Consider the following 25,068-nt stretch of genomic DNA (forward strand, 5'->3'; position numbering starts at 1 on the left):
CTGTTCGATACGTGCTGTTCTTCACTTGAAGGATGGCAACAAAAAGCCCCGTCTGAACACCAGGCGGGGCTTTTTGTTGTTATTGGAAGCGAGAACCTACCGGATAAGCAGCTTGCGCATTTGGCTGGCATTGTCACCTTCTAGCCGTACGTAGTAGAGGCCGCTGGCAAATTTGCTTAGGTCAAGCGTTTTGGTGAAACGGTCGTTGAGTTCGGTAATAGCTTCTTTGTAAATAACCGAACCGATAACGTTTAGCACGCGCAATTCTAGTTTCCGGCCTTCGAAGCCATTAATGGAAATATGAACAATACCGGTACTAGGGTTGGGGTATACCAGCAGGGTCCGCTCTTCAGTAGGTTTTCCACTAGGACGGTTTCCGGCAGGAATGGTAGCAGCAGCAAAGGCACTAGGCAAGCTGCTGCATAGAGGGCCAAAGGCCAGCAGAAGCGTTAAAACAAAGTAGCGTAAGAGTCTCATCATAAGGGGAATTAGAGCAGAAAAATCAGCGCGCTCGGATAGTAACATAAAACGTTGTCTATCCAAATTGGTTTGCAAAGATACCCGCTGATTTTTAATTAGACTTATAAAATATAACACTTCTTCTACCAATCACCGTTTATTCGCTACACACTCACCTCTTTTCTGGATAAAATAAGTTGGACGTTCTTGTTATCGGTGGCGGACTCGGCGGTTTGACCGCGGCACTCGACCTCACGGCCCGTGGCCACCGTGTGCTAGTGGTAGAGAAAAAGCAGTACCCGTTTCATCGGGTTTGTGGTGAGTACGTTTCAAACGAGGTGCTTCCGTATCTACGCCGCTTGCACGCCGACCCTGCCGAGTTGCATCCGGCCCGTATTACCCGTTTCCTGCTTTCGTCTCCGGCCGGACGCACGCTGGCGGCACCGCTGGATTTGGGTGGCTTTGGCGTTAGCCGTTTCGCGCTGGATCAGTACTTGTTCCAGCTTGCCGAGGCCCGTGGCGTTACGGTGCTACAACGGGCTACGGTGACGGCTGTGACCTACGACCCAGCCCAGGACCAGCACACCACCACCCTAGCCGATGGCCGCATTTTAACAAGCCGCGCGGTGCTGGGGGCTTATGGCAAGCGCAGTGCCCTAGACAGGCACCGCAGTTTTTTCCAGTCCCGCTCACCTTACTTGGGTGTAAAGCACCATTTGCGCCTCGATTATCCTGCCGATTTGATTGCGCTGCACAACTTCTCGGATGGCTACGCCGGCATCTCGGCAGTGGAAGACGGACGGTATTGCTTCTGCTACCTCACCACCCGGCAGAATCTCAAGCAACAAGGTACTATTGCGGCCTTAGAGCAGAATGTATTGGCGGCCAACCCGCTGTTGCGCCGCATCCTTACGGAAGCAGAGTTTCTATACCCGCAACCCGAGGTAATCAACGAAATTTCGTTTGCGCCCAAAAACTGCGTGGAAGACCATGCGCTGCTGTGTGGCGACGCGGCCGGCCTCATCACGCCCCTTTGTGGCAACGGCATGGCCATGGCATTGCATGGAGCCCAGCTAGCCAGCGCCCACCTCCACGACTTTCTGCACAACCGTATCAGCCGCGCCACCCTTGAAACCCGCTACCGCCGCGACTGGCACCTGCAGTTTGGCCAACGGTTGCGGGTAGGGCGGCTGGTGCAGGGCTTGTTTGGTAAGCCGCTGATGAGTGAAGCCGTGGTAGGAACGCTGCGCCATTGGCCTGGTGGCGTGCGGGCATTAATGCGCCGCACACATGGCCAAGAGTTTTAGGTGAGTTTGCTGTTATAGAAAACAGCGTCCTCTTTCAACCGATGAGACATATCCCAACGGTTGAGCTACCATTCATCGGCCACGGGCATAGTAAGAGAGTTAAGTGGCTTCGACAGCCCCTCGCTCAACTATTTCCGTATACTGCACTCAATGACCAGCTACCTCAGTGCTATTGGCACGGCAAACCCACCACACCGTCTTCCTCAAGCTCAAATCGGCGACTTCATGGCCCGCGCCCTGCAACTCGACGAAGCGGCCACCCGCAAGCTGCGTGCTTTGTACAGAGTTTCAGGCATTGGGCACCGCTATACCGTGCTACCTGACTACGGCCGTGCGAACGGAGAATTCACTTTTTTCCCGAACACACCTGACTTAGAGCCATTTCCGGCAGTAGGAACCCGGATGAAAGCGTACCGGCAGGAGGCACTGCCGTTGGCTACAGAGGCAGCGGAGAACTGCTTGCGCAATGCACCAGAAATACCAGCTGCGTCGCTCACCCACCTTATCTCGGTGAGTTGCACGGGTATGTACGCGCCGGGCTTGGACATTGAGTTGGTCAACCGGCTGGGGTTGCGGCCTAATGTGCAGCGCACCTGCGTCAATTTTATGGGGTGCTATGCAGCCTTCAATGCCCTGAAATTAGCCGACGCTATTTGCCGCGCCGATGCCGATGCGCGGGTGCTGGTGGTGTGCACCGAGTTGTGCACGCTGCATTTTCAGAAGCATCACGAAGAAGATCATCTGGTTTCAAATGCCCTGTTCGGCGACGGCGCATCGGCGGCTCTGGTGCTGGGCCGGCCGTCGGGCAGCAGGCCCCATTTGGCATTGGAAGCATTCCACTGCGGCTTAGAGCCTGATGGACACGCCGACATGGCGTGGCACGTCAATGATTTTGGGTTTGAGATGACGCTTTCCTCTTACGTACCCAAGCTGATTCAGCGCGGCATCCGGCGGCTCACCGACGATTTGTTGCGCAACCTGCCCGTCAAGCTCACGGACATAAACCATTTTGCTATTCATCCGGGCGGACGGCGCATCTTGGAGACCATTGAAAAAGAGCTGAGCCTAACCCGCCTCGATAACGCCCCCGCCTATAAGGTGTTGCGCGAGTATGGTAATATGTCGTCGGCGACGGTGCTGTTTGTGCTGCGAGAGTTGCTGAACGGCTTTACGGCCGCTGATGCCGGAGCGCCGGTGCTGAGCTTCGCTTTCGGGCCGGGCCTGACGCTGGAAGCTATGCTGCTGCGGGTAACGTTCAACGGCTAACCATTAACCGCCCTCTAGGCTACTTGCCGAATGCCTGACTTCACGCGCCGCGCCACGGAAGAAGAGTTGATGGACGACCATGCGTTGGCGACGGATGCCCTACGCCAAAACCTGGACGAGCTAGAAACCATCAATACGTGGCTTGGTGGCTATGCGCCCGTGCTGAATGCCCTGGAGCGTTTGCGCCCCCAATTCCCTACGGACCGCCCTTTGCGCCTAGCCGACCTGGGTAGCGGGGGCGGCGATACGCTTCGGCACGTAGCCCGCTGGGCCCGGCGCCGCCGCATTCCGGTGGAGCTGATTGGCATTGATATCAACCCTTTTATGCTGGAATATGCCGCCAGTAAAGCACGGGAATTCTCTGAAATTAGCTTTCGGCAAGAGGATATCTTCTCGCCTGCTTTCCAGGCGCAATCCTTCGACATCATTACGTGCAGCTTGTTCTGCCACCACTTCCCCAGCGAAACCCTGGCGCCCCTGCTAGCGCAATGCCACACTCAAGCCACAACGGCATTGGTTGTCAATGATTTGCACCGCCACCCATTGGCGTACTATAGCATCAAGTGGCTCACGCGCCTGTTTCGGGGGTCGCACTTGGTGCAGCATGATGCGCCTTTGTCGGTGGCGCGCTCTTTCAGCCGACAGGATTGGCAAAGTTTGCTGCAAGCTGCAAACATCAAGACCTACACGCTCCGCTGGCGGTGGGCTTTCCGCTGGCAGGTAGTCGCTTGGTGAGGTGGTGAAATGGTGAGTTTGACGTTCTGATGGTGCCGCTTGCGCAGTTAAAACATGAAAATCACTAGTTCACCACCTCATCAGTTCACTATCTCACCACAAGTCGGCGGCTATGCGGAAAGTGTTGGCGTGGGCTTCTATAATGTCGGCAATGCGGGGCGAGTAGCCTCCCCCCATGCATACCACCACGGGCAGGGCGTGACGATGGCAGAGGGCAAGAACAAACTCGTCGCGCTGGCGGCAGCCTTCCCGGCTGAGGCCTAGGTGACCGAGCTTGTCGGTGGCTAGTACATCAACGCCGCTGAGATAAAACACGAAATCCGGTTGTACGTCGTCGAGCAGGCGGGGCAAGGTGTGGTGCAGCAGCGCGAGGTAGGTGGCATCGTCGGTGCCATCAGCTAAGGGCAGGTCGAGGTCGGATTGCTCTTTGCGGTGCGGGTAGTTGCGGGCGCCGTGCATGGAAAATGTGAACACGCGCGGCTCGTGCTGAAAAATAGCTGCCGTCCCGTTGCCTTGGTGCACATCCAGATCCACAATCAGCACTTTACTGACGCCAAGTGCGGGATGAGCCAACAGGTAGTCGGCGGCAGCGGCTTGATCGTTGAGCAAGCAGAAGCCTTCGCCCCGGTCGCGGAAAGCATGATGGGTACCCCCCGCAATATTGAGCGCAATGCCGCTGTGCAGGGCCCTTCGAGCGCACTCCAGGGTACCACCCAGAATGGTTACTTCCCGCTCAATCAGCTGGGGGCTCCACGGAAATCCGGTGGCCCGCTCTTCCTGCCGCGTCAGGCCGCCCGTGCGCAGCCGCTCGAAATAGCTGCCGTCGTGGGTGCGCAGAATGTCGGCGGCGGGGGGTGGCACGGGGGCAAAGAAGGCGCTTTCCGGCACGGTACCTTCGCGGATGAGCTGCTCGGGCAGCAGCTCATACTTCAACATGGGAAAGCGGTGATTGTCGGGCAGCGGATGTGCGTAGAGCGGAGCCCAGGCAATAGAAAGCATTGACAAGAAGAGGTAGTTGAGCGTACAACCCGCCAACCAGTGAAATGGCTTCCGCCAAATAGAGTTAGCCGATTTCCTGCGTTTGTCTGCCGGCTAGAAGCTGCCCTTAGGTGCCCTACAAAACGATAATAACCGTCTGTGAAGACGGTTATTTCGGATTCGGTTCGATTTGCGTGGGGCGTACTGGGCTCGAACCAGTGACCCCTACCTTGTCGAGGTAGTGCTCTAAACCAACTGAGCTAACACCCCGCAAATCTGCTGGCGGCGGCCGTAAAGAGCCAAAGATAGTAACTGTTCTTAAAGATGCTAGCTTCTTCTGGCAAACTTTTATGTGATGAAAGTCGAGGCGACGCAACCTTCCGCAAGACACTTAGTATAGCGCCTTAGAGTACCACCTAAGCGCATAGGCGTATTCTTCACGCAGACACCTTACCACCCATGAAAAAACTACTTCTCTTACTTTCCATTTGCAGCCTCAGTCTTGGAGCCACTGCCCAACAAAGCGTTGACGGCGTACGCTCTTCCACTGACTACGCTCCTTCTACCAGCGACTCCCGCAACAACGGCTTCGGCATCAAGGGAGGGTTCAACCTGGCCGACCTGCGGGGTGGCGACAGAAGCACTTACGAAGACCGGCTGTCGAACCTGAAAACGTACCATGTGGGCGCTTACGCCCAGTTCGGCTTCAACGATAAAGTGTCTATCCAGCCCGAAATCCTGTTCTCCCGCAAAGGCTATGATGACCGGTTGGCTATACCCGTAGGCTCATCAGCCCCAGCCACCGTGCGTGAAACCCGCCTCGACTACATTCAGGTACCCGTGCTGTTTGTGTATAATTTCCTCGACAACGTGAGCGTGCACGTTGGACCGCAGGCTTCCTTGTTGGTGAGAGCCAAATACGCTGGCACCGACAAAAGCATTTCCGGCGCCGGACTTCATAGCCTAGACTATGGAGTAGTAGGTGGCCTCGAAGCGCGCATCGGCCCCGCCCGAGTAGGCGCCCGCTATGACATGGGCTTGGCAGACGTCTACAAAGACACCAGTGAGGCCAGCCGGTCCTTTTACAAAGATGTCAAGAATGGCACCTTCCAAGTGTACGTTGGCGTTGGCTTCACAAACTAAGCTCGGCACTAGCAACCACCAGACGAAAAAGGGAAGCCGCACGGCTTCCCTTTTTCGTCTGGTGGTTGTCTTGTAGGACCTACTCCGATGACGACCTTTCTTCTCGATGTATTGCCAGCCATCAACCAAGCCCGCGAGCTGCTGGCCGAGCGTGGCATGGCCGTGCTGGGCACTTGGGCGCTGCTCAATTTGCTAGTAAGCGGCTACCTCGTAAATGGCTCTGAGCCCCGCACGGAAACCGCCTATTTCCACCAGATGAACCTCGGTTGGAACTTGGTGAACGTAGCGCTGGCCGTCTGGGGCATGTTGCAGGCGCATCCCAACCAGGTGGCAGACCTTACGCTACCCGATAGCCTGGTGGCTCAGTTCAACGTCGAGAAGATGCTGTTGTTCAATGCCGGCCTCGATGTAGCGTATGTGTGCGTGGGAAGCTGGCTGCGGGCGCGGGCGGCCACCACACCTCGGCTCCCGCAGCGTCTGCTAGGGTTTGGACGCTCCCTGTGGCTGCAAGGAGGCTTCTTGCTGCTCTTCGATGTTGCTTTCTACTTCGTGTACCATACGCAGGCCGCACGGCTGTTGGCACTGGTACAATAGCCACGCAAAACGCCCCGCGTCCTGCATGCCCAAACAAGGCTGGCAGAACGCGGGGCGTTGTCGCTTACTGCGGAGGTTAACTCCGGGGAGCGTGGGCACCTTCAAGTATTTCCTCTACTATCTTTTTATTGAAGGCCGGAATATCATCGGGGTTGCGGCTAGTGATAAGGCCTTTATCAACTACCACTTCCGAATCTTCCCACTGAGCGCCTGCATTTTTGAGGTCGGTTTTGATGCTGGGGAAGCTGGTCATTTTCTTGCCGTGCACGAGGCCGGTTTCAATGAGCGTCCAGGGGCCGTGGCAGATGGCGGCCACTACTTTGCCGGAGCGCATGAACTCACCCACAAAATTGACAACACTTTGCTCGACGCGGAGCTTATCGGGGTTGATCTGGCCGCCGGGTAGTACGAGGGCGTCGTAGTCGGCTACGCGGACTTCCCCGATCAGCTTGTCAACGTCCACCTTGTCGCCCCAATCAGTTTTGTCCCAGCCCTTGATGGAGCCGCTTTTCAAGGAAATAACGTCCACTTCGGCGCCTTCACCTTCCAGGTATTTCTTGGGTTCGGTTAGCTCTACTTGCTCGAAACCGTCGGTGGCTACAATGGCTATTCTTTTGCCTTTAAGCTTGTCGCTGCTGAAAATACTCATGCTAAAAAGAAATTTAGAAGAAAGGGGCCACAGGGTTGTCCTCGGCCCTTTTCTTCTTACGCCGCTGCGTACAGCGGGTTCTTCTTTTGCTGCATTCAGCCCGAGTTCTGCACACCCGCTCGGCTACTCTCGGCGCAGCTGCTTGAACTCCTTACGCACCCGCTTCACTCGTTCGTCGAAACCGTCGGGGTCGTACTGCACGTCGGGCACATCCAGCTCTTCCAGCATATCCATCAGCGGCTCGGAATGCTCGATGCGGGTAGCCGTTTTTACGGCTACAAAGGCCATTTCCGACCATAATAGCGCTTTTAGGCGCTGCCCATCTTCGCTGAGCATCTGCATTTCCACTACCAGGTTGGAATTGTCGAAATGAATGAGTTGGGTGCGCACCACCACAGTCTCGCCGTGGTTGGCAGGGCGCAGGTAGCTGATGTGGTGCTTGGTGATAACCCAGGCTGCTCCCTGCTCGCGGCTAAGTTCGCCCAAGTTGAGCGCATAGTGTTGGATGGTGTGCTCTTCCCGCGCATTCAGAAAATAATCGAGGTAGCGGGCATTGTTAAGGTGCCCCATCATGTCGCAGTCCTGAAAATGGATACGATGCGTGGTTTCGGGCGTACGAAGCAAAGGCATAGCTAGGGCTGGAAATACAGAGTACGAGTGAAGACAAAGCACACGAATTGCCTGTCTGAAACGCTCAAAGGTAACGTTCCGCCACTTTTATGCGCCGCTACGGCCCCTACCAGCGCCCGACCAAGCCATACCGCCTCACCCCAAGCACCTTCTCCAACCTGCCCGATAGCAATGCAGTGCCTACAGCTTGTATGCGTCGGCTACTACCTGATGCGGGGCGGGTTTGCGGGCGTCGGTCGGACTATCGAACACAATAAGCACGTGCTCGTCGTCGAGGAGGGCCATGCCTTCGGCTTTGTCTTGGCCGGCGGTGGGCCCGAAGCCGTGCGGCACGTCAAACAGGCGCGTCAGCTTATCGGGCCCGATCAGGCTGTCTTGCTCGCACCGAAGCGCATCGGGCCAGCAATAGACGGCAATGGTGCCATCGAGGTCCATGGTGGGGCCGGCCAGCAGCAGCAGGTCGGAGCCCCGCTGGCGCAGTTCGCGCAGGCCCATGCCGCCCAGCGCCAGGAAGTGCTTTTTGTAGTATTTCTCGGTGGCGCCAGGCAACTCACCCAGCCGCAGGCGGCCGTGCTTGTCTTCGCGGGGCAGCAGTTCCAGCACCACCGCCCACCCACGCAGCACCGGGCCCCGCAACCCCACAAACAGCCGGCCATCGGGAGCCACGGCCAAGCCTTCAATGTCGAAGCCGTTGTCTTTACCGGGAATCTGCATGAAGGGCTTCAGGTGCGGGTCTTCGGCCAAGAGGTCCAGCAGTTCGTTGGAATCGTCGGAGCCGTGGAGTTGGGCGGCGCAGAGGGTGTGGCCCGGTTCGGTGGGGTGCGGGGCTTCGCGGTGCAGCTCGTAGTCGCCGGTGGTGGGGTTGAGCAACAGCGGCAGGCGCGCCAACAGGTAGCGGCTGGGTTCTTCTTTCACTTCGGCCAGCCGAGCAATTTGCTTGGCTACGTCTTCCTCGTTGGGTTTGGGCTGCTTGCGCTTGAGGCTGTGCGAACCAATCACCCACAGATAATGGTCGCTGGCGGCCAAGCCTTCGATGTCAATTTCCTCTGCCGCATCATCGCCCAAATCAAGCAGCTCCGATAGCTCGTAACGGCAATGCCCTTGCAACTCGTGCTTGCCGTTTAGGCGCAGGCGCTCAATGCTGGTTCGCTCGTCGCAGCTTACCCAGAGGTTGTCGCCGGTGCGCAACACCGTGGAGAGGCCGTCGCGGACGTGCTTGCCATCGGCATTGAGACTGAGTTTGGGGTTGAAATGCAGCAGATAAGGTTGAGGACGCACAGGCTGGGCAGTGAGTGAAGTGAGAGTGGTGTGCGAACGGCCCAGCATCTAAGAATGTTACGCCACCCGTAGCTGGCGCACTGCCGGTGCTAGGTGCTCCGGCGGCGGCGGTCAGGCGATGCTCGTGTTATGGCAGGTGGTTGTTTGCAACAACTATCTGGCATGCCACCTATAGGTTGTACCTTAAACACCTGTTATACTTTCACTTATCAGCCTATCACGTAGAAGCCACTGAAAGACAAAACACGTGGAAGCGTGCTACTCAGAAAGCACATTTCCCGTAACTGGTATTTCTTACGTGGCCCTAGTCGACTCACTGATCATGAACCGAACTACCTCGTTACGCAGCAGATACGTTGGCTTTTCTGGAGGCCGGGTGCTCTGGATACTTCTGAATATGTGCTGGCTGGTCAGTCTGCTTACCCTAGCTGCCTGCGACAAAACAGGATCCACTGGAGCGGGCAAGCCATACCGCTTGCTGGTAATCAAAGACCCCGGCAATCATACGCGCACCTATGCTGTACTGTCCAACCACCTTATGGGCATCTCAATGCGTCATTACCGCAGCCTCACACCCCAACAATTAACAAGAGAAAAAGCGTTGACTGATAGCCTGTTTAGGCGTCGTACGAGCCCCGAAGTCAGGAACCAGCTGGCGCGGCTCAAAGGCTTCAATAATGCGCTACATCAGGATACGCTAATACACCAGCTGCAATTGGCGAGGCAAGAAGTGTTGAAAACCAATCCTTCTTTCCTCGCCAAGTCTTTGCGGGCTCAAACGAAATGGCTGCTTCTAGCCCAGACCAGCAACAGAAAAAACACTACTTCACCGGAATAGGGTTGGATGTACGCTTTCAGGACATTGGCTTTGCTGCCGGCTTATTGCAAGTTACAGGAGTAACCTTCCAGGTTTGTTTGCGCGGCTTCTCACCAAAGCCATCGTGCAGTAGCTAGTGGCTGGCTAACAACTATACTATTACAAGGAGTGGAATTGAAAGCAGCCCTACCGGCTACCGGCGCGTCAGGACAATAACGCGCCGGTAGCCGGTAGCGGGCAGGGCTGCTCTTTCACTGTTCGATCAGCGCTTCAGATGCATGGAGACTGGCGCTGGAAGGCGGCTTACTGAGTGGGTCTGCGGCTTTGCGCCTGGGCTTGCTTTTGGCGCTGCTTGTTGATGAGCTGCTTGTATTGCTCGGGGGTCAGCACTTCTTGCAACTGCTTTTGAGAAGCGGTGTTGAGCCGTTTCAGCTCTGCCGTGAGAGCCGTCCGGTTGCTGCCGTACTGCTTTTGGGCGGCGTTGGCTTGCTCCGAAAAGCTGGTCAGGATGGCGCGCATCCGCTGTTGCTGGTCGGGGCGCAGCTTTAGCTCTTCGGTTACTTCGTCGGTGAAGTCGCGGGCGGCGGTGGGGGCTACAATGGGGGCGGGCGTGGCGGAAGCGGCGGCTGTGGACTTAGCAGTAGGGATATTCTTGTTGCGACGAGCACAACCCACAGTCAGAGTGGCCAATAGGCAGAGGGCAAGTAGGGAGCGGGACAGGAGCATGGTGCTGAAATAGGATGGAGGTGTGGACCCCATACGCGAAAACCGTACCTCTCGTCTATCTCAGCTGTGCTATATTCCGTGACTTGCTTTTCAGGAAGTGGCGGCCGCAAGTGGTGCCGTCCCTACTGAGGAGGCTGCTGGACCCACTACGCCGCTGGTTTTCAGGTGCTGTGCCGTGTGGTGCGCCAGCGCCATAATAGTCAGCATCGGATTGACGCCACTGCAGGCCGGAAAAGCCGAAGCATCCGCCACGAACAGGTTTTTCACCTCGTACGTTTCGCCGGTGGGGCCGATCGGGTGCGTGAACGAGTCGCCGCCCATCCGGCAGGTGCTCATTTGGTGGGCGCTGTACAGGCCGTACTGATTGGGTTTCCAGCTCAGGTGCGGCAACTGGTCGAGCACCTGCGGGTTCTGGATGTGGCTGTTCTGGATGTGCAAGGTCGGGAGTGAACCGTGTGGCAGGAAAACGGTGTGCGCGCCGGCCGCCGCATGAATTTCGGCGGCAGCCCGCGCGCCCGTGAGCATATTGCCCCGGTCATGCTCGCTCAGCGTGTAGTCGATTAGTGCCTGGCCGTGCTTGTCGATGCTCACGCGCCCGCCGTCCCGGTCACGGGTTAGCACGATGAACGAGCCCATGTGCGCGGCCTGCTGCATCAGTTGTTTGTGTTGTGCCCCCGATAGCCACGGCAGCACCATGCTCATCAGGCCGGTGTGGGCCGGCGGAGTTTCCAGTTTGGCGCCGTAGTTGGTGCCGTTCAGCATCGTGAAACAGTCATTTACCACCGACATACTCGGGCCAAACCACGGCTCCATGGCCTGCTGATACAACCCCGACACCACCACCGTGGGGTGCAGATTGAGGTGGCGGCCCAAGTGCGGGTGCCGCAAGCCGCTGCGCAACAGCAGGGCCGGCGTCTGGATGGCTCCTCCGGCTACCACCACCCGGCGGGCCCGCACCGTCACGCGAATGTGCTGGCCGCTGGCGGTAGTGTGCACCGCCTCGGCGCCGGTGGCTCGGCCACTGGCAACGGTTACGCGCTCCACGCGGGTGTCGGCCAGGAGGCGGGCGCCGTGCCGAAACGCCTGAAGCAGGTACGTGTTGAGTGTGCCTTGCTTGATGCCATACGCGTCGCCCATGGTGCTGTAGCCCAGGCCCCGGAAATGGGTTTCGGAATCGGTGAGGCCTTTCTCGTTGCGCGGAATCAGCTTCACTTCTTGGCCGAGCTTGGTGGAACCATCCCAGAGGGCTTGGTTCTGGCGGTTGTGGCGCGTGTAATCGATGTTCACGCTCAGCGCCCGGCTTACGGCGTCGAGGCTTTTCTTGAAATCAAGTGATGTAAAATGCGGCACCCTATGCTCGCGCGCCCACTCCTGCAGCACGTAGTCGGGGGTACGAAAAGCCCCGGCCCAGTTGACGGTGGTGCCCCCACCCAGGCACGAACCGGCCAGCACGCTGATGCTGCCGTCCTGCGTGCTTAGCGTGCCTTTGCCATCGTAGAGCTTGCCCAGCATGTCTACTTCGCGCTGCGTGAAGTCGCAGCCGTGGCAGTAGGGACCCTTTTCCAGCACCAGCACGTCGTGGCCCGCGGCGGCTAGCTCCCCGGCAACTACGCCCCCACCCGCACCGCTGCCAATCACCAGCACGTCGCACTCGTAGGTGACAGCCTGGGTGGGTTGCAGCGTTTGAATGGGCTTGGGCACGTCCACTACGGCGTCGGCTGGCATCGGCCCGGCGTAGCCAATGCTAGGCCATACAGGGTTGCCACCTTCCCTGGCCGAACCGCCATAGTACAGAAACACAAACAGCTTACGCAACGCATGAAAGCCCTTGCGCAGTTGCGGCAAGTTGCTCTGCGACCAGCTTTGCAGCAGCTTCTCGCGCTGCGCGGACTGCAGCCGGCTGAAAGGGCGCAACGGCCCAAACCACGTTATGCCCAAAGTAGGTGTATCGAGCAGGTTGAGCAGCTTACGGAACTCCGCCTGCGCGCTGGCGGGCTGTTCGGCCACCACTTCTGCTATCTGATTGATGTTCACTCCCTCAGAACCCCGGCGCTGCCAATACGCAGCATGCTCCGCCGGGCCATCCATGGCCGGAATGAACGTATCGGCAAGCGCAAGGAGCGTTTCGCGCTGGGCTTCGGTAAAGGTCATAGCACTGGAAAAGGCGGGGTGGGAACTATAGCGGATACAGCAGGTCAGTCTGACTGGAAAATATCGGAATTATTTAGCAGAAATACTCGGCTTGCATACAATTTAGCGCCACACTACAGTAGCGCTGCTAGGAGTGCAGCAGACTACCTATGTAGCTCGCGCCCTAGCACTTCCGACAACGCTTCTTCACTAACGCCTCGCTTTTTACTTTAACCTACAGCCAGCGCAGCAGCCAGCCAACCATGCGTTGCACCTTGGGCGTGTAAGGCGGATAGAAGCTTTTAATGCCCGTCACGCCAGTGCGCTGCTTGAGCACGGCTTTTTCATTGGAGAAGGCCAGGAAACCAGCGTAGCCGTGGGCCCGACCAATGCCGCTGTTGCCGGCCCCCCCAAAAGGCAGCTCGGGGTGGGCAAGCTGCAAGATGGTTTCGTTGACGGCCGCGCCGCCGGCCGGAATGTTGCGCAGCAGGTAGCGTTGGTTTTCCTTGTTTTGCGTGAAAATGTACAGAGCCAACGGCCGCGGCCGGGTGTTCACCTCGTTGGTGGCTTCCATGAGGGTGCGGAAGGTGCGCATGGGTAACAGCGGCCCGAAGATTTCCTCTTGCATCACGCGGCTATCCGTTGGCGCGTTGAGCAGCACGGTGGGCTCAATGAAGTGCTGGCTGGCGTCTACCTGGCCGCCCATTGCCACGGTGGCCCCTTGCAGCTGCGCATCTTCGAGCAGCCCGGCCACCCGCTCGAAATGGTGCTGGTTGACAATGCGCGCAAATGACTCGGAAGCCGCTACCCCCTGCCCGTTGGGGTTGTAGAAGCGCCGGACTACCAGCCGCATTTCCATAAGCAGCTTGTCTTGCACCGACTCGTGCACCAGCACGTAATCGGGCGCTACGCAGGTTTGGCCGGCGTTGATGCCTTTGCCCCACACGATTTTCTCGGCCGCATCGCGCAGGTCGGCGGTTTCGTCTACTATAGCCGGGCTTTTGCCGCCTAGCTCCAACGTAACGCTGGTTAGGTGCTCAGCAGCGGCTCGCATCACTACTTTGCCTACCTGCGGGCTTCCTGTAAAGAAGATGTGGTCGAAGGGCAGCTTGAGTAGTTCAGTGGCCACTTCTTTGTCGCCTTCCACCACGGTTACTTCTGCCGGGTCGAAGACCTCACGGGCCATCCGGCTCAGCAGTGCCGCGACGGCGGGCGTCATTTCGGAAGGCTTGATGATTACGCAGTTGCCGGCTGCCAACGCCGATATCAGCGGGTCGATGGCGAGGTAGAAGGGGTAGTTCCAGGGTGCAATGATCAAGCACACACCTTTAGGCTCGGCCTGCATCCAGCCACGAGCCCCCATAAGCGCCAGCGGCGTATCGACGGGCCGCAAGGCAGTCCATTTTTTGAGGTGTTTGAGCGTGTGCTTTAGCTCAGTTTGCGAGGGCCACACTTCCGTAACGTCGGTTTCGGTGGCGGGCTTGCGGAAGTCGGCGTACAAGGCGTCCTGAATGGCGGTGCGGTTGTCGGCTATCCAAGCGCCTAGCTTGTGCAGACGGTTGGCCCGCGGGTCGGTTGTTTCGCGGCGCAACGCTTCGGAACGAGCCTTTTGCTGCTCGAATACATGTTGCAACGCCCCTGCTTCGGGCGGAGAGGAAACGGGGGCAGCAAGGGTGGACATAAGGCGCTAAGAAAGAAGATGAAAGCAAGGTAACGCTGGTACGTAAGGTCGGCAGCGTTGCCTGCATTGGCAATGCTGCGCGGCTGGTCTGTGTGCCCTCGCCGTACGTTACCTCTCCTACAATACTGGCTGGGTGGCGTTTGGTTGGGGCTACAAACCCTCTATCTAACCGCTGTGCTGGCCGTTTGTGCTTTTTGACTGGCTGGTACTTTGCAGGCCCAGACACTTTTTAACCATCTGGTTCGTTAAGGCAGCTTGTTTGTTCTTTTCCGAATTCCTGTTTTGTCTTTACGCTTCCTTATTGCCCTGCGCCAGCTACCGTTGCTGGCATCGTTGCTTTTAGCTCCCCTTTCCTTGCTTGCTGGCCCACTGCCCAGCGTTAAGCTAGAGCCACTGCACCTCCAGGTGCGCCCTATTGCGCCCGATGTATATGTGCACACGTCGTATCGGCGCTATCCTGGCAACCCTGTTCCGGTGCCATCCAATGGCTTGATTATCAAAACCAAAACTGGCGCCTTGGTAATCGACACTGCCTGGGACGCCGATCAGACGCTAGAGCTTTTGCGCTACATTGCCGACAGCCTGCACCAACGAGTGCGCCTCGTGGTTGTCACCCACGCACACGAAGACCGGCTCGGTGGCTTGCCGGTTTTGCAAGCCAATAATATAAAGGTGTACAGCACGCCCCTTACGGCCCAGCGCGCCGCCACCATGGACTTTGGTGTTCCTACAGCGGCCATCAAGCCCTATACCGTTATCCGGGCCGGACGCACGCGGCTAGAACTGTTTTACCCCGGCCCTGGCCATGCGCCTGATAACCTGGTGGCTTGGCTGCCCGGCCAGCAGGTGCTCTTTGGCGGCTGCCTGGTGAAAGGCGCTGATGCCACCGCCCTCGGCAACATTGATGATGCCAACCTGAAGCAGTGGCCTAGCAGCATACGGAAAGTGGCAGCGCGTTACCCGAAAGCGGCCATTGTAGTGCCTGGCCACGGCCAGTGGGGAAACTTCAGCATGTTTCAGCATACGCTAGAGCTGCTGCACTCCCCCAGCAGCCGACCACAAACCGCTTTAAACGGGCAACCCTAACCCTCACTGCTTTAGTGACCTGCTACAAACAAAGCAGCCTACTCGAATTATCCATCGGGTAGGCTGCTTTTCATTTCGCGGGCATTCAGCACGCTCCGAATCTATTCCTTGCTGAATTTCACCAGCAGGCGCTGCTGCCCATCAGTGTATAGCACGAGGTAGTTACCACGGACCAGAGCGGCAGTTTGCATGTAGGTTTTGCGGGTGCCAGCGCTGACGGGCAGGTGTAGCACCTGGCGGCCGTCGAAGCTATACACCGCCAAGTGGGCGCCGCGGTGCGCGGCGGGGTGCGCCAGCGTGAGCTGGTTTTGAGAAGGATTAGGGTAGGCTTGCAGGACTTCGGTGGAGGCATCTGACGCTGCGGGCAGAGCCAGTACCGTGGCAGTTAGCCCGTTCAGATAGTTCTCCAACATGGTGTAGCCAGTGGCGCCGCGGACGTTGCGGTCGGTGGCGTTGTTGGGGTTGAGGCCCATGCTGGTTTCCCAGGCATCGGGCATGCCGTCGTGGTCGGTGTCGGGGGGTGCGGGCAGGGAGTTCAATACCGGCCACGCCACTTGGGAGGTGCTATAGGGCGTGCCGTGCGGAAAGCCGCCTTGCACATCAATCAACGCGCCCGTGCGGTTGATAACATCATTGACAATGCGCTGATCAAGAGCGTCGCGGACGGGCAGCACGCAACCGGCTTGTTGCAGCACAGCCATGTAGGCGTCCAGGGCGCTTTGCGGCGGCGGCGGCAGTATGGTGAAAGGCGTGGTCACTTTGGCGGCGGCCGTATCTGCGCGAGTGCCGCCGTTCATCACGGCCCCCAGCCAGTTGCGGGCCGTGACGGCAGGGTAGCCCTCTACGTAGTTGCCCGTTAGGTAATACTTGCCGTAGGGTAGCACCGGCGCCGAGTTCTGCTTGTAGGGGTTCAATACTTCACTGCGGATAGGCACGCCGCCCGAAGAACCGGTAGCCGTGGAGGGGCCGTACTTGTAGTAGTTGTTGACGACGTTGTAGTTGCCGCCTTCGCCCCCGTTCACGTTGTAGGAAGCCCAGTTGTAGAGCACGTTGTTGCGGAAGTCCACGTTTTCCTGCCCAACTGCCACGGGCGTAAGGGTGCGGCTGCCATCAAAGCGCGGCATCCGGCCCCGCATATGGGCCAGCAGATTGTGGTGCATGCTCGCGTTGCGGCCGCCCCAGATGCCGCCGTACCCGTGCCGCTCGAAGTCGGTGTCGCCGGTTTCGAAGTGGTAGGAGTAGTCGAGGGGCTCACTGATGATGTTCCACTGCAATGTAGTACTGTCACCGCGGTACACCGTGCAAGCCTCGTCCGCCGACCAGCTCATGGTACAATGGTCGATCATGATTTTGCGGCGCCCGATACCGCCAAACGCATCATCATCGCCGCTGCCATTTACCATGCCCTGGTTCTGGTTTTTGTCGCCGAGCCGGAACCGGACAAAGCGGACGATGATGTTGTCGGCGTTGAGACTAACGGGGAAGTCGGCTACGCAGATACCGTCGCCGGGTGCGGTTTGGCCCGCAATGGTGGTGTTGGCGCGACTCAGGCGCAAATCGGAAAGCAAATGAATGGTACCCGATACCCGGAATACCACGGTGCGGTGGGTGGCGGCCTGCGTAACGGCGTAGCGCAAGCTGCCGGGCAGGCCATCGTCGGTCAGGTTGGTGACTTCAAACACGGTGGTAGCTTCCGCCACTGTGCCACGGCCGCCCGAGGTGAACTTGCCGGCTCCTTCGGCCCCCGGGAAGGATGGCACCTGGGCCTGCGCGGATAGTGTACTTCCAACACCAGCTAGTACTCCTAGTAGAGCCCACCGGCTGGCACGAAGCGGCCTACGAAATGGCAGAGTAAAACGGTACGACATGGGCGGGATGGGTAAGGACAGCTTGGGAACGGAAAGGGCAGCCAGCACCCCAGAAGCAACCACAGGCAGCGAGGAGCCAGCAAAGCCATACTACTGATTTTCAGACGCAAGCTACCTGCACCCAACGCTGTTTATTTGCGCAAACGTTGCCGGCAACGTTGCCAGCAGCGGCCTTGCCTACCCCGTTCTGTTGTGGGTTAGAGCGATACCTCCGGGGTGCCCCCTTCAGGTGCCGTGCTTCGCCACGACGCTACTTCACGCAAAAGCCCCGCACCGAATCCGGCACGGGGCTTCACACAGCCAGTTAGCGGCTACTTAGTCTTTCACTTTCCGCGTACCATCGTCGGCGTCGCGCTTCACTTTAGTGCCGTTCGGATACTCCACTTTCGTGTCGCCGTCCTTGTCGATTTTCACGGTTTTGCCGTTGGCATATTTGATTTTCGTGTCGCCGTTGGCCTTGGTGCTGTACTTCTCGATGGCGGGGCCACGGCGGCGGGCCGGGGTTGCGGCAGGCGCAGAGGCGGCGGGAGCCGCCGGAGCCGTGGTGTAAGGCGTACCCGCGTAATAGATGCCACGGTTTGCGGCGTACGCATCGTATTGGTCGGGCACGATGGTGCGCACCTGCTCGTCGGTTTCGTCGTTGATGGTGCGTAGCGCGGCGTAGCGGCCGGTGGTATCGGTGGCGTAGCGAGTATTGGCCTCGTTAAGCTGCTGGTCGCGGGTGTAGTAGGTTTTCTCGATGCGCGTTACCACGGCGGTGTCGGTTAGCTGAAGGTCTTCGGCTACGCGGGCGGCTAGAGCATTGGTGTCGGCGGGGTTGTTGCTGACCACTACGGCCGTATCGGCGGAGGGAGTGGTGGCGGCATCAACGGCGGCCGGTTTATCTTGGGTGCAGGAGGCCGCCGTGAGCAGGCAGGCCGTCGAAAGAAAGAGCAGGGTCTTATTCATACAAGAAGCAGCAATAGAAACAGGATATAGCCGAATGGCTATAATGCGGGCTGTTACGGTGGAGGTCCCGCTGAGGTTGCAAGCCCGTGAGCCGCCAAGCCTTATGGCGCAACTCGTGCGTGGTAGCTCGGCACTACCCGATGCAGGCTGGGTGGCTTACGTAGTATCCGCAAGCGGACTGCGTAGCAATACTGAAAATGACAACGAAGCACCCGCGGAAGGCACCGGCTGCCGGAAGGCTTGCGTAGGGAAAGCCTGTACTTCTGTTCTCCGCTTACCGCTATGAAACGCATTCTACTCCCACTGCTGGCCTTACTAACCGCTACGCCCCTCTTCACGGGCTGCAACGACGACAACGACGACGCTCCCGCCGACCCGGCCGCGCTACCGGGCGTCACGCTCAGCCAAACGGCAACGTCTCAAGTGCAATGGACCGGGGTGGCTGTACTCCGCGACGGCCGCCTGTTTGCCAACTTCCCCCGCATGGAAACCGACACCATACCGTATTCGGTGGCTGAAATCCAGGGGCAGCAGGCTATTGCGTTTCCAGACACCACCTGGAACAACTGGAAGCCGTCGTTGCCGGCCCAAAACCGGTTTGTGTGCGTCCAAAGTGTGTATACCGATGCCAACAACTTCCTGTGGGTGCTGGACGCTGCTTCGCCGCAGATGCGGGGCGTGGTGCGCAACGGAGCCAAGCTGCTGAAGTTCGACCCCAACACCCGCCAGCTCATACAGCGCGTCGATTTCGACGAAACGGTGGTATACCCAACTAGCTACCTCAATGATGTGCGGATTGACACCGAGCGCAACTACGCCTACATCACCGACTCCAACCAAGGAGCTATTATCGTGGTGAACCTAGCTACCGGCCGCAGCCGGCGCCTACTGGGCAACCACCCCTCCACCAAATCAGAAAACCTGATTCTGACCGTGGAAGGCCGGGTATGGCGCAACCGCAGCGGCAAGCTCCCTTCCATTGATTCCGACGGCTTGGCGCTGTCGCCCGACCGGGAGTTTATTTACTACCATGCCCTCACGGCCCGTACGCTCTACCGCATTCGGACGCAGTATTTGCGCGACGAAGCCCTACCTGCTTCCCAACTAGGCCAGCGCGTGGAGCTCGTAGGCGACACCGGCCCGACGGACGGTATGCTGTTTGACCCTTCCGGCAACTTGTATTTCACCACCTTCGAGCTCAACGCCGTGACTCGCCTTACCCCGGACGGCCAGTTCCAGGTGATAGCGCGCGACCCGCAGCTTAAGTGGCCCGACAGCTTCTCCCTGGGCCCTGATGGCGCCCTGTACGTTACCACGTCGCAGCTGCACATTCCCCGCTCCCAGCGCACCGAGCCCTTCCAGATCTTCAAGATTACCCTGCCGCAATAGCGCTGAAGCATCCATAAAATGGGGCATAAGGCTAGGCAGTACACACAGCAGCAACACGGTACGGCAGTCGGACTGGGCTTAGTTCGTTGCAGGCAGCCAATGCTTTATGCCATGCTATACCAAAGGCAGTCTGTAGCTTTGAGGCTTGTTCGGAGTGCTTTATGATAGAAACGGAAGTTCGGGAAGTGTCCACGGCCCAGCAGGCGCGGATAGCTATTGCATTGTTTTTCTTTGTGTCGGGGTTCGGCTTTTCTACGTGGGCCTCCCGGATTCCAACTATTCAACACCACTTAGGCTTGAGTGAGGCGCAGTTGGGCGGAGTGCTGCTGGCCCTGCCTGTTGGCCTGATGCTCACGCTGCCCATAACCGGCTGGCTGCTCCAGCGCTTCAGCAGCCGCCAGATTATGATGGTGGGCGCAGTGCTCTACAACGTGGCGCTGGCGCTCCTGGGGTTCGCGCAGGAAACGTGGCAGTTGGTGGCACTGCTCTTCTGCTTCGGCTCCTCACGAAACCTGCTCAATATTTCCGTGAATGCGCAATCGGTGAGTGTGCAGGCACTGTATTCGCGGTCCATTATTGCCAGCTTTCATGGGGTATGGAGCGTGGCTGGCTTTGCGGCAGCGGCCCTAAGTGCGGCCTTGGTGCCGGCTGGCGTTATGCCCGCATACCATTTTCTGGCCGTGGCCGCCGTGCTTACGGCCATAGCCGTGTACTTTTTCCCGACCACGCTGGAAGTGGCGCCCGTAGCCACCGCGCGGCGCGCCGGCTTCGCGCTACCCGACAAGGCGCTGCTGAAATTCGGGGTTATTGCCTTTGCCTGCATGGCGTGCGAAGGAACCATGTATGACTGGAGCGGCATCTATTTTCAGAAAGCCGTGCACATGCCCAAGGAAAGCGCCACCATCGGGTATGCCGTGTACATGGTGGCCATGACCACCGGCCGCTTCACCGGCGACTGGCTTGCCAACCGGTTCGGCGTGAAAACCATTCTGCACTATAGCGGCCTGCTGATGACGGCCGGGCTAGCCTTGGCAGCCCTGTTTCCGGTGCCCCTGGTAGCGGGCCTGGGGTTTGTGTTGGTAGGCTTGGGCGTGTCGTGCGTCATCCCGATGGTGTTTGGCATGGCAGGCCGCACGGTAGCACTCAGCTCTGGCTCCGCTGTTGCTGGGGTTTCCACAGTGGGCTACTTCGGGTTTCTGGTGGTGCCGCCGGTGGTAGGATTTGTAGCCGAGGCCGCCAATCTGCAATGGTCGTTTGGGTTGGTAGCCTTGCTGGGCGTGGTAGTAGTGGCCCTGGTCCGACGCATAGACGAAGCCTGAGGGCACAAGCCCGCACCCCGCTCCTATTCACTGCCAAGCCTGGGTTCTCGGGCTTGGCAGTTGTGCGTTTAGAGGCGTCATGCTGCTTTCATTAACAGCCTTAATCAGGCTGACAGACTATTGCTTACTGGGGCGAGTAGTGGTCTACGGCACAACCCGCCCTGTTTTTCTCGACTTATTGCTTTTTATTCTATAGATAAACCAATATATATGCTAGTGCAGGCAACGGCTTGCAGGTACGGTGCATCTACCTAGCAAGGATCATCCTTCTCACTTCGTAAGCTTATACTCTATATGAAACCCTCACTTCTGCTCCATTCTGTAACGGCGGTAACCTTGTTGACCTTATCGGCCTGCTCCACTTCCGAAGCCCAGCAAGTGCGGCAAGTGGCATCCTTCGAAACAGTGAGTGCCAGCGGCGCCGTCGACATTTATCTGCGGCAGGGTGCCAGAACGGAAGTCAAAGTAGATGCCGCGCCCGAAGTGCTGGAATCCATTAAGACGGAAGTATCGGGCAATACACTCCGGATTTCAAGAGACAAAAAGTTCTCGTTTACGGAGCTCATGCGCGGCAAACCCGTGAAGGTGTACATTACTTCCCCCAAAATAGAAGGCATCGAGGTGAGCGGCGCCTGCGACGTGAAAGGCGAAACTCCCATCAAAGCCAACGACTTTCGCATCAATGCCAGCGGTGCTTCCGACGTAACGCTAACCCTCAACGCCAACTCGGTTAGTACCGACGCCAGCGGCGCCTCCGACATTCGCCTTGAAGGCCGAGTACAGCGCCAGCAGGTGCAAATCAGTGGCAGCAGCGACTACCGCGCCTCCGACCTGCGCAGCGACAAAGCCGAAGTAGACGCCAGCGGTGCCTCCGACGCGTATGTGTACGTAGACGAGGAACTGAAATCCCGTAGCTCCGGCGCCAGCGACGTGCACAACAAAGGCAAAGCCCGCACGCGGTAAGAGAGCAGCCCAGCCCCCCGACCATTCAGAAGCAGAAAGCGCTAGCTTGACGGCGGCCTTTCTGCTTTTTCGTTTCCAACTATATGCCCATCACTACCTATCCGCTCGATTGTGGCAAGCTCCAGATACTGGATTTAGATGCCGATGAATACGGCAACTTTATTGCCCTGACAAGTAACATGGAAGTCTGGACGAATGGCGGGCAGTTGGTGCTTCAGCAGCAGTTCCGGTACGCTTACATTCGGGAATTAGACGCCGAGCGGTTTCTGATAATCGGCCAGCAAATTGGCTCAACAGATACGGGACACATTTTCGACTACACCGGTCGTAGACTTCTGGCCTTTGATGCCGGCGAATACATTGCCGATGTACTGGTTCAAGCCAATCGGATTGTCGTTTCTTACTTCGATCAGGCGGCGGGTGAACGGTCGCCTACGGGAGAAGGTATAGCGGTATTCGACTTCATGGGCCAACTGGTTTTTGGCTTCAGGTCGAACCATCAAGACTTTATCCTGGACTGCTATTGCATGTGCAAACTGGGCAAGGATTCTATTTTAGCGTACATCTACACCGGCTTCCCCTTGCTTGAGCTTCGGCTTACTGATTACCGCCTGTCACGGCAGCCAACTCCTGCTGATTTCAAAGGAGCACACGCTGTAACCTTCGACCGTGGCAATGTCGTTTTCTACTCTTCCTACGAGGATAAAACGAGTTTCTTTTGGTGGAATAGAAAAGACAAGGTGCAACGCTTTGGGCATTACAAACAGACTGGCCGGATTCGAGGCATTGGCGCTGGCAAGTTCCTGACATACGATGTCAACAGCTTCAGCATTGTAGATGCTATGGACATGATGCGGCAGGAACACAACCGATAATAGACACTCTTGTGCGCTCTTTACTCCCAGTTGTGTAGCAGGCGGCGTAGCAGAATGATCTGGCCGGTATGGTAGGCGTTGTGGTCGGCAATGAGCATGGCTTCGCGGAGTAAGGTTTGGCCGGTACCGTGCGCAAAGGGCTCCAGCAAGTCCACCGACTCGTCGTGCAGCAGGGCTACAAATTCATCTTGGTCGTGGCGGATGGCGGCTAGGGTGGCCTGCCAGCCGGCTTCGTCGGTGGTAGCGTCCGGCGCGGGCCAGTACCCCACGGGCCACTCCGGCGACTTGTGCGCGGGGTTGCGGCTGAATTCCAGAATATCCAACTGGGCAATACGCAGGTGTTCGGCTAGCTGCCAGATAGTGTACGGCAGGCCGGGAGCCCGCTCGTTCAGTAAGGCAGTAGGCACATCGGCGCAGGCCTGCTCGAAGGTGACGTGGGCATTGGCTTCGGTCAGCAGGCTAACGAGTTCTTTCACTAACGCGGCTCTTGTTTTCTGGTCCATACGGGGTGAGATGACACTGTTTTTAACACAACTGAAACTCCACTAAACAAGCCAACAGGCTATTCGGATTCGGTGAAAAGAAGAACCAGCCAGCCCGGATTGTTTGAAGACAGAAGTTTGCTTTAACGCAGCAAAAGTGGCGGCAGCTAACATAGCCACCGCCACTTTCTGTTTCCCTTATGCTACGCCAACATAAGCTGTAGCGTCGCTGGCTGGCGCTATTTTAAAGGCGTGGCGGCCTTGGTTTGGCGGACGAACAGCAACGCGTCGTAGGCTTCGGTGAGTTGGTAGTTGGAGTAAGAGTCTTTGCCGCTGTCGGGGCGGTAGCCGACAAAGCGCAACGGACGCTCTAAGTTCTGGACGCCGAGTTGTTGGGTTTGCAGGTAAAACACGGGTACTTTGACGGCACTTAAAGAAGCTTCCCAGGAGCCGGCCAAAGGCTTTTCGAGGGGGTAGCTTGCCATGGGGCTGTCGTACGTAATCAGCCGGTCGGTGGTGGCGGCAAAGGTGCCCGTAGCGGTGCTGGTGCCTAACACGAAATACTGACCGGGAAACATCCGTTCGATGTAGCTACCGGCTCCACCCCCATTGTTGTCGGTAGGGTCCGTCGATTTGCGAGCCAAATGCGCATCGTGGGCCCACAGAATGACTTTGTCGTTTTTGCCGCGTACCAAGAACTTTGTCATTTGCGCCATTAGGCTATCGCGCGGCGCGTCTTTCTTGTTCACTTCATACTCGTAGAACACGCTGAAATTCAGCTTGGCATCCAAGGCAAAGCCCTGCGCCAACTCCCGCTGGCGACGCGGCAGCTTGGCCGTACGAAGTGCCTGTTGCAGTTTTTCTACGGTGTAGTAAGCACTTAGACCGTTGGACAGCCAGCGCTTGCGGTTGAACTTATAGCCTTTCTTGTTGAGGTTGTGCCAGACTGAGTCTTGCACGACGGCCGCTGTTTCCAGCTTGCTGGTCAGGTCGGTTAGTTTGGCGGCGGGGTAACGCGTGGCCAACGCACTCAGCTGCTGCGCGTCGGGAACTGCGCTAACCGCATCGAAGCCGCGGAGGTGGAACTGCTTGCGGTGCGTGCGGTTGTGGGTTTGGAGCCAAGTAAGAAGTTCGGCCATCTCTTGGTTCTGCCAGATACTATACAGGTGCGCTTTCATGAGGGGTGCTACAGCGGCGTTAGGCTGGCGTAGCGCTTCATCAAGCAGGTAAGAATCGGTGTAGTCGTTTTCCAAGGCTACTTGCTTGAAGCCGTGCTCCTCCATCAGGATGCGCGTCAGCCAGAAGCGGAGCGTATAGAACTCGCTGGTGCCGTGGGTGCCTTCGCCCAAGGCCACTATTTTTTTGGTGGCCATTTGTGCTACTAAGGGTTTCACGGCCGCCCGAAATGCCTCGTAGCTCTGTAGGCTGACCGGATTGATCAGGCTAGGATCGAGGACGATACGGGTGGTATCGAAGGCGGCAGCTACGGGAGCAGTGGGCTGGGCCTGGGTAGCAACAGTGGCCGTGGCGAGCAGGGCCGTAGCGAGCAGGGAGCGGAAGATCTTTTTCATGGCAGGGAACTGGTAGAAGGTGTCAGATAAGGCCGTCGGTCAGCGACTGGCAACGACACAAAGCAAGCGGCTCCCCGAGCTAGAATGAAGCATTATTAGACCAAGGCTCATCCGGCGGCGACCAAGCCAGAGCCGCCGAATTTTAGTCGAAAAAACCACCCGGTTAGTCGAAAT

23 protein-coding genes and 1 tRNA gene are annotated in these 25,068 nt (G+C 58.0%); 11 read left to right on the plus strand and 13 right to left on the minus strand.

Going from position 1 to position 25,068, the window contains the following annotated elements; all coding sequences use genetic code 11:
* Window positions 1-96: 96 nt before the first annotated feature.
* Window positions 97-480, minus strand: a complete 384-nt coding sequence (locus tag MTX78_RS21105; protein WP_243798090.1) for a T9SS type A sorting domain-containing protein — start codon at window positions 478-480, stop codon at window positions 97-99.
* Window positions 481-656: 176 nt separating this feature from the next.
* Here MTX78_RS21105 and MTX78_RS21110 point away from each other — a divergent pair, with 176 nt between their 5' ends.
* The 3 genes from MTX78_RS21110 (at window position 657) to MTX78_RS21120 (ending at window position 3,767) form a co-directional block, all read left to right on the plus strand.
* On the plus strand, window positions 657-1,766 hold the full coding sequence (locus tag MTX78_RS21110; protein WP_243798091.1) for an NAD(P)/FAD-dependent oxidoreductase: 1,110 nt from the start codon (window positions 657-659) through the stop codon (window positions 1,764-1,766).
* 150 nt (window positions 1,767-1,916) lie between these two features.
* Entirely contained in the window at window positions 1,917-3,032 is a 1,116-nt protein-coding gene (locus tag MTX78_RS21115; protein WP_243798093.1) for a type III polyketide synthase, read from the plus strand.
* Window positions 3,033-3,062: 30 nt separating this feature from the next.
* A complete protein-coding gene (locus tag MTX78_RS21120; RefSeq protein ID WP_243798095.1) occupies window positions 3,063-3,767 on the plus strand; it encodes a methyltransferase domain-containing protein in 705 nt (234 codons plus the stop codon).
* A 93-nt stretch (window positions 3,768-3,860) separates the two neighbouring features.
* Here MTX78_RS21120 and MTX78_RS21125 read toward each other — a convergent pair whose 3' ends face one another.
* Window positions 3,861-4,766 carry a histone deacetylase family protein gene (locus tag MTX78_RS21125; RefSeq protein ID WP_243798096.1) on the minus strand — a complete coding sequence of 302 codons (906 nt, stop codon included), beginning with the start codon at window positions 4,764-4,766 and terminating at the stop codon, window positions 3,861-3,863.
* A gap of 174 nt (window positions 4,767-4,940) precedes the next feature.
* Window positions 4,941-5,015 (minus strand) — tRNA-Val (locus tag MTX78_RS21130).
* A gap of 189 nt (window positions 5,016-5,204) precedes the next feature.
* On the opposite strand from MTX78_RS21130, the gene MTX78_RS21135 reads away from it, so the two are divergent.
* Together MTX78_RS21135 and MTX78_RS21140 are read left to right on the plus strand one after the other, a co-directional pair.
* A complete protein-coding gene (locus tag MTX78_RS21135; RefSeq protein ID WP_243798098.1) occupies window positions 5,205-5,888 on the plus strand; it encodes a porin family protein in 684 nt (227 codons plus the stop codon).
* Window positions 5,889-5,975: 87 nt separating this feature from the next.
* A complete protein-coding gene (locus MTX78_RS21140) occupies window positions 5,976-6,482 on the plus strand; it encodes a DUF6992 family protein (protein WP_243798099.1) in 507 nt (168 codons plus the stop codon).
* Window positions 6,483-6,558: 76 nt separating this feature from the next.
* On the opposite strand, the gene MTX78_RS21145 is transcribed toward MTX78_RS21140, so the two are convergent.
* From MTX78_RS21145 to MTX78_RS21155, 3 genes are all read right to left on the minus strand, one after another.
* Entirely contained in the window at window positions 6,559-7,131 is a 573-nt protein-coding gene (locus MTX78_RS21145; RefSeq protein WP_243798101.1) for a type 1 glutamine amidotransferase domain-containing protein, read from the minus strand.
* Window positions 7,132-7,254: 123 nt separating this feature from the next.
* Window positions 7,255-7,761 (minus strand): acyl-CoA thioesterase, encoded by a 507-nt coding sequence (locus MTX78_RS21150; protein WP_243798102.1) that lies wholly within the window; start codon window positions 7,759-7,761, stop codon window positions 7,255-7,257.
* Window positions 7,762-7,941: 180 nt separating this feature from the next.
* Window positions 7,942-9,087: a DUF3616 domain-containing protein gene (locus MTX78_RS21155; protein ID WP_243798104.1), complete on the minus strand. Its 1,146-nt coding sequence runs from the start codon at window positions 9,085-9,087 to the stop codon at window positions 7,942-7,944.
* 274 nt (window positions 9,088-9,361) lie between these two features.
* Between MTX78_RS21155 and MTX78_RS21160 the strand changes: the two genes are divergently transcribed.
* Complete coding sequence (locus MTX78_RS21160) at window positions 9,362-9,877, plus strand: hypothetical protein (RefSeq protein ID WP_243798106.1); 516 nt, start codon at window positions 9,362-9,364, stop codon at window positions 9,875-9,877.
* A 282-nt stretch (window positions 9,878-10,159) separates the two neighbouring features.
* On the opposite strand, the gene MTX78_RS21165 is transcribed toward MTX78_RS21160, so the two are convergent.
* The 3 genes from MTX78_RS21165 to MTX78_RS21175 all read right to left on the minus strand — a co-directional run bounded on the left by MTX78_RS21165 (window position 10,160) and on the right by MTX78_RS21175 (window position 14,393).
* Window positions 10,160-10,582, minus strand: coding sequence for a hypothetical protein (locus MTX78_RS21165; RefSeq protein ID WP_243798107.1), 423 nt, complete (start codon window positions 10,580-10,582; stop codon window positions 10,160-10,162).
* Between the two features lie 90 nt (window positions 10,583-10,672).
* On the minus strand, window positions 10,673-12,733 hold the full coding sequence (locus MTX78_RS21170; RefSeq protein ID WP_243798109.1) for a GMC family oxidoreductase N-terminal domain-containing protein: 2,061 nt from the start codon (window positions 12,731-12,733) through the stop codon (window positions 10,673-10,675).
* A 214-nt stretch (window positions 12,734-12,947) separates the two neighbouring features.
* A complete protein-coding gene (locus tag MTX78_RS21175) occupies window positions 12,948-14,393 on the minus strand; it encodes an aldehyde dehydrogenase family protein (protein WP_243798110.1) in 1,446 nt (481 codons plus the stop codon).
* A 282-nt stretch (window positions 14,394-14,675) separates the two neighbouring features.
* On the opposite strand from MTX78_RS21175, the gene bla reads away from it, so the two are divergent.
* Window positions 14,676-15,479 (plus strand): subclass B1 metallo-beta-lactamase, encoded by an 804-nt coding sequence (bla, locus tag MTX78_RS21180; protein ID WP_243798111.1) that lies wholly within the window; start codon window positions 14,676-14,678, stop codon window positions 15,477-15,479.
* A 101-nt stretch (window positions 15,480-15,580) separates the two neighbouring features.
* Here bla and MTX78_RS21185 read toward each other — a convergent pair whose 3' ends face one another.
* Both MTX78_RS21185 and MTX78_RS21190 read right to left on the minus strand, forming a co-directional pair.
* Complete coding sequence (locus MTX78_RS21185) at window positions 15,581-17,347, minus strand: T9SS type A sorting domain-containing protein (protein ID WP_243798113.1); 1,767 nt, start codon at window positions 17,345-17,347, stop codon at window positions 15,581-15,583.
* 315 nt (window positions 17,348-17,662) lie between these two features.
* Window positions 17,663-18,295, minus strand: coding sequence for a T-complex 10 C-terminal domain-containing protein (locus tag MTX78_RS21190; protein WP_243798115.1), 633 nt, complete (start codon window positions 18,293-18,295; stop codon window positions 17,663-17,665).
* 282 nt (window positions 18,296-18,577) lie between these two features.
* Between MTX78_RS21190 and MTX78_RS21195 the strand changes: the two genes are divergently transcribed.
* The 4 genes from MTX78_RS21195 (at window position 18,578) to MTX78_RS21210 (ending at window position 22,841) form a co-directional block, all read left to right on the plus strand.
* Complete coding sequence (locus tag MTX78_RS21195; RefSeq protein ID WP_243798117.1) at window positions 18,578-19,684, plus strand: major royal jelly family protein; 1,107 nt, start codon at window positions 18,578-18,580, stop codon at window positions 19,682-19,684.
* A gap of 161 nt (window positions 19,685-19,845) precedes the next feature.
* Entirely contained in the window at window positions 19,846-21,003 is a 1,158-nt protein-coding gene (locus MTX78_RS21200) for an MFS transporter (RefSeq protein WP_243798119.1), read from the plus strand.
* Between the two features lie 294 nt (window positions 21,004-21,297).
* A complete protein-coding gene (locus MTX78_RS21205) occupies window positions 21,298-21,966 on the plus strand; it encodes a head GIN domain-containing protein (protein WP_243798120.1) in 669 nt (222 codons plus the stop codon).
* A gap of 83 nt (window positions 21,967-22,049) precedes the next feature.
* The gene (locus MTX78_RS21210) at window positions 22,050-22,841 is read left to right on the plus strand and encodes a hypothetical protein (RefSeq protein ID WP_243798122.1); all 792 of its coding nucleotides are present in this window, start codon (window positions 22,050-22,052) and stop codon (window positions 22,839-22,841) included.
* A gap of 20 nt (window positions 22,842-22,861) precedes the next feature.
* On the opposite strand, the gene MTX78_RS21215 is transcribed toward MTX78_RS21210, so the two are convergent.
* On the minus strand, window positions 22,862-23,344 hold the full coding sequence (locus MTX78_RS21215; RefSeq protein ID WP_243798124.1) for a DinB family protein: 483 nt from the start codon (window positions 23,342-23,344) through the stop codon (window positions 22,862-22,864).
* 218 nt (window positions 23,345-23,562) lie between these two features.
* Window positions 23,563-24,894, minus strand: a complete 1,332-nt coding sequence (locus MTX78_RS21220; protein ID WP_243798125.1) for an erythromycin esterase family protein — start codon at window positions 24,892-24,894, stop codon at window positions 23,563-23,565.
* Window positions 24,895-25,068: the final 174 nt, after the last annotated feature.

Source organism: Hymenobacter tibetensis, from assembly GCF_022827545.1.
Classification (GTDB): Bacteria; Bacteroidota; Bacteroidia; order Cytophagales; family Hymenobacteraceae; genus Hymenobacter; species Hymenobacter tibetensis.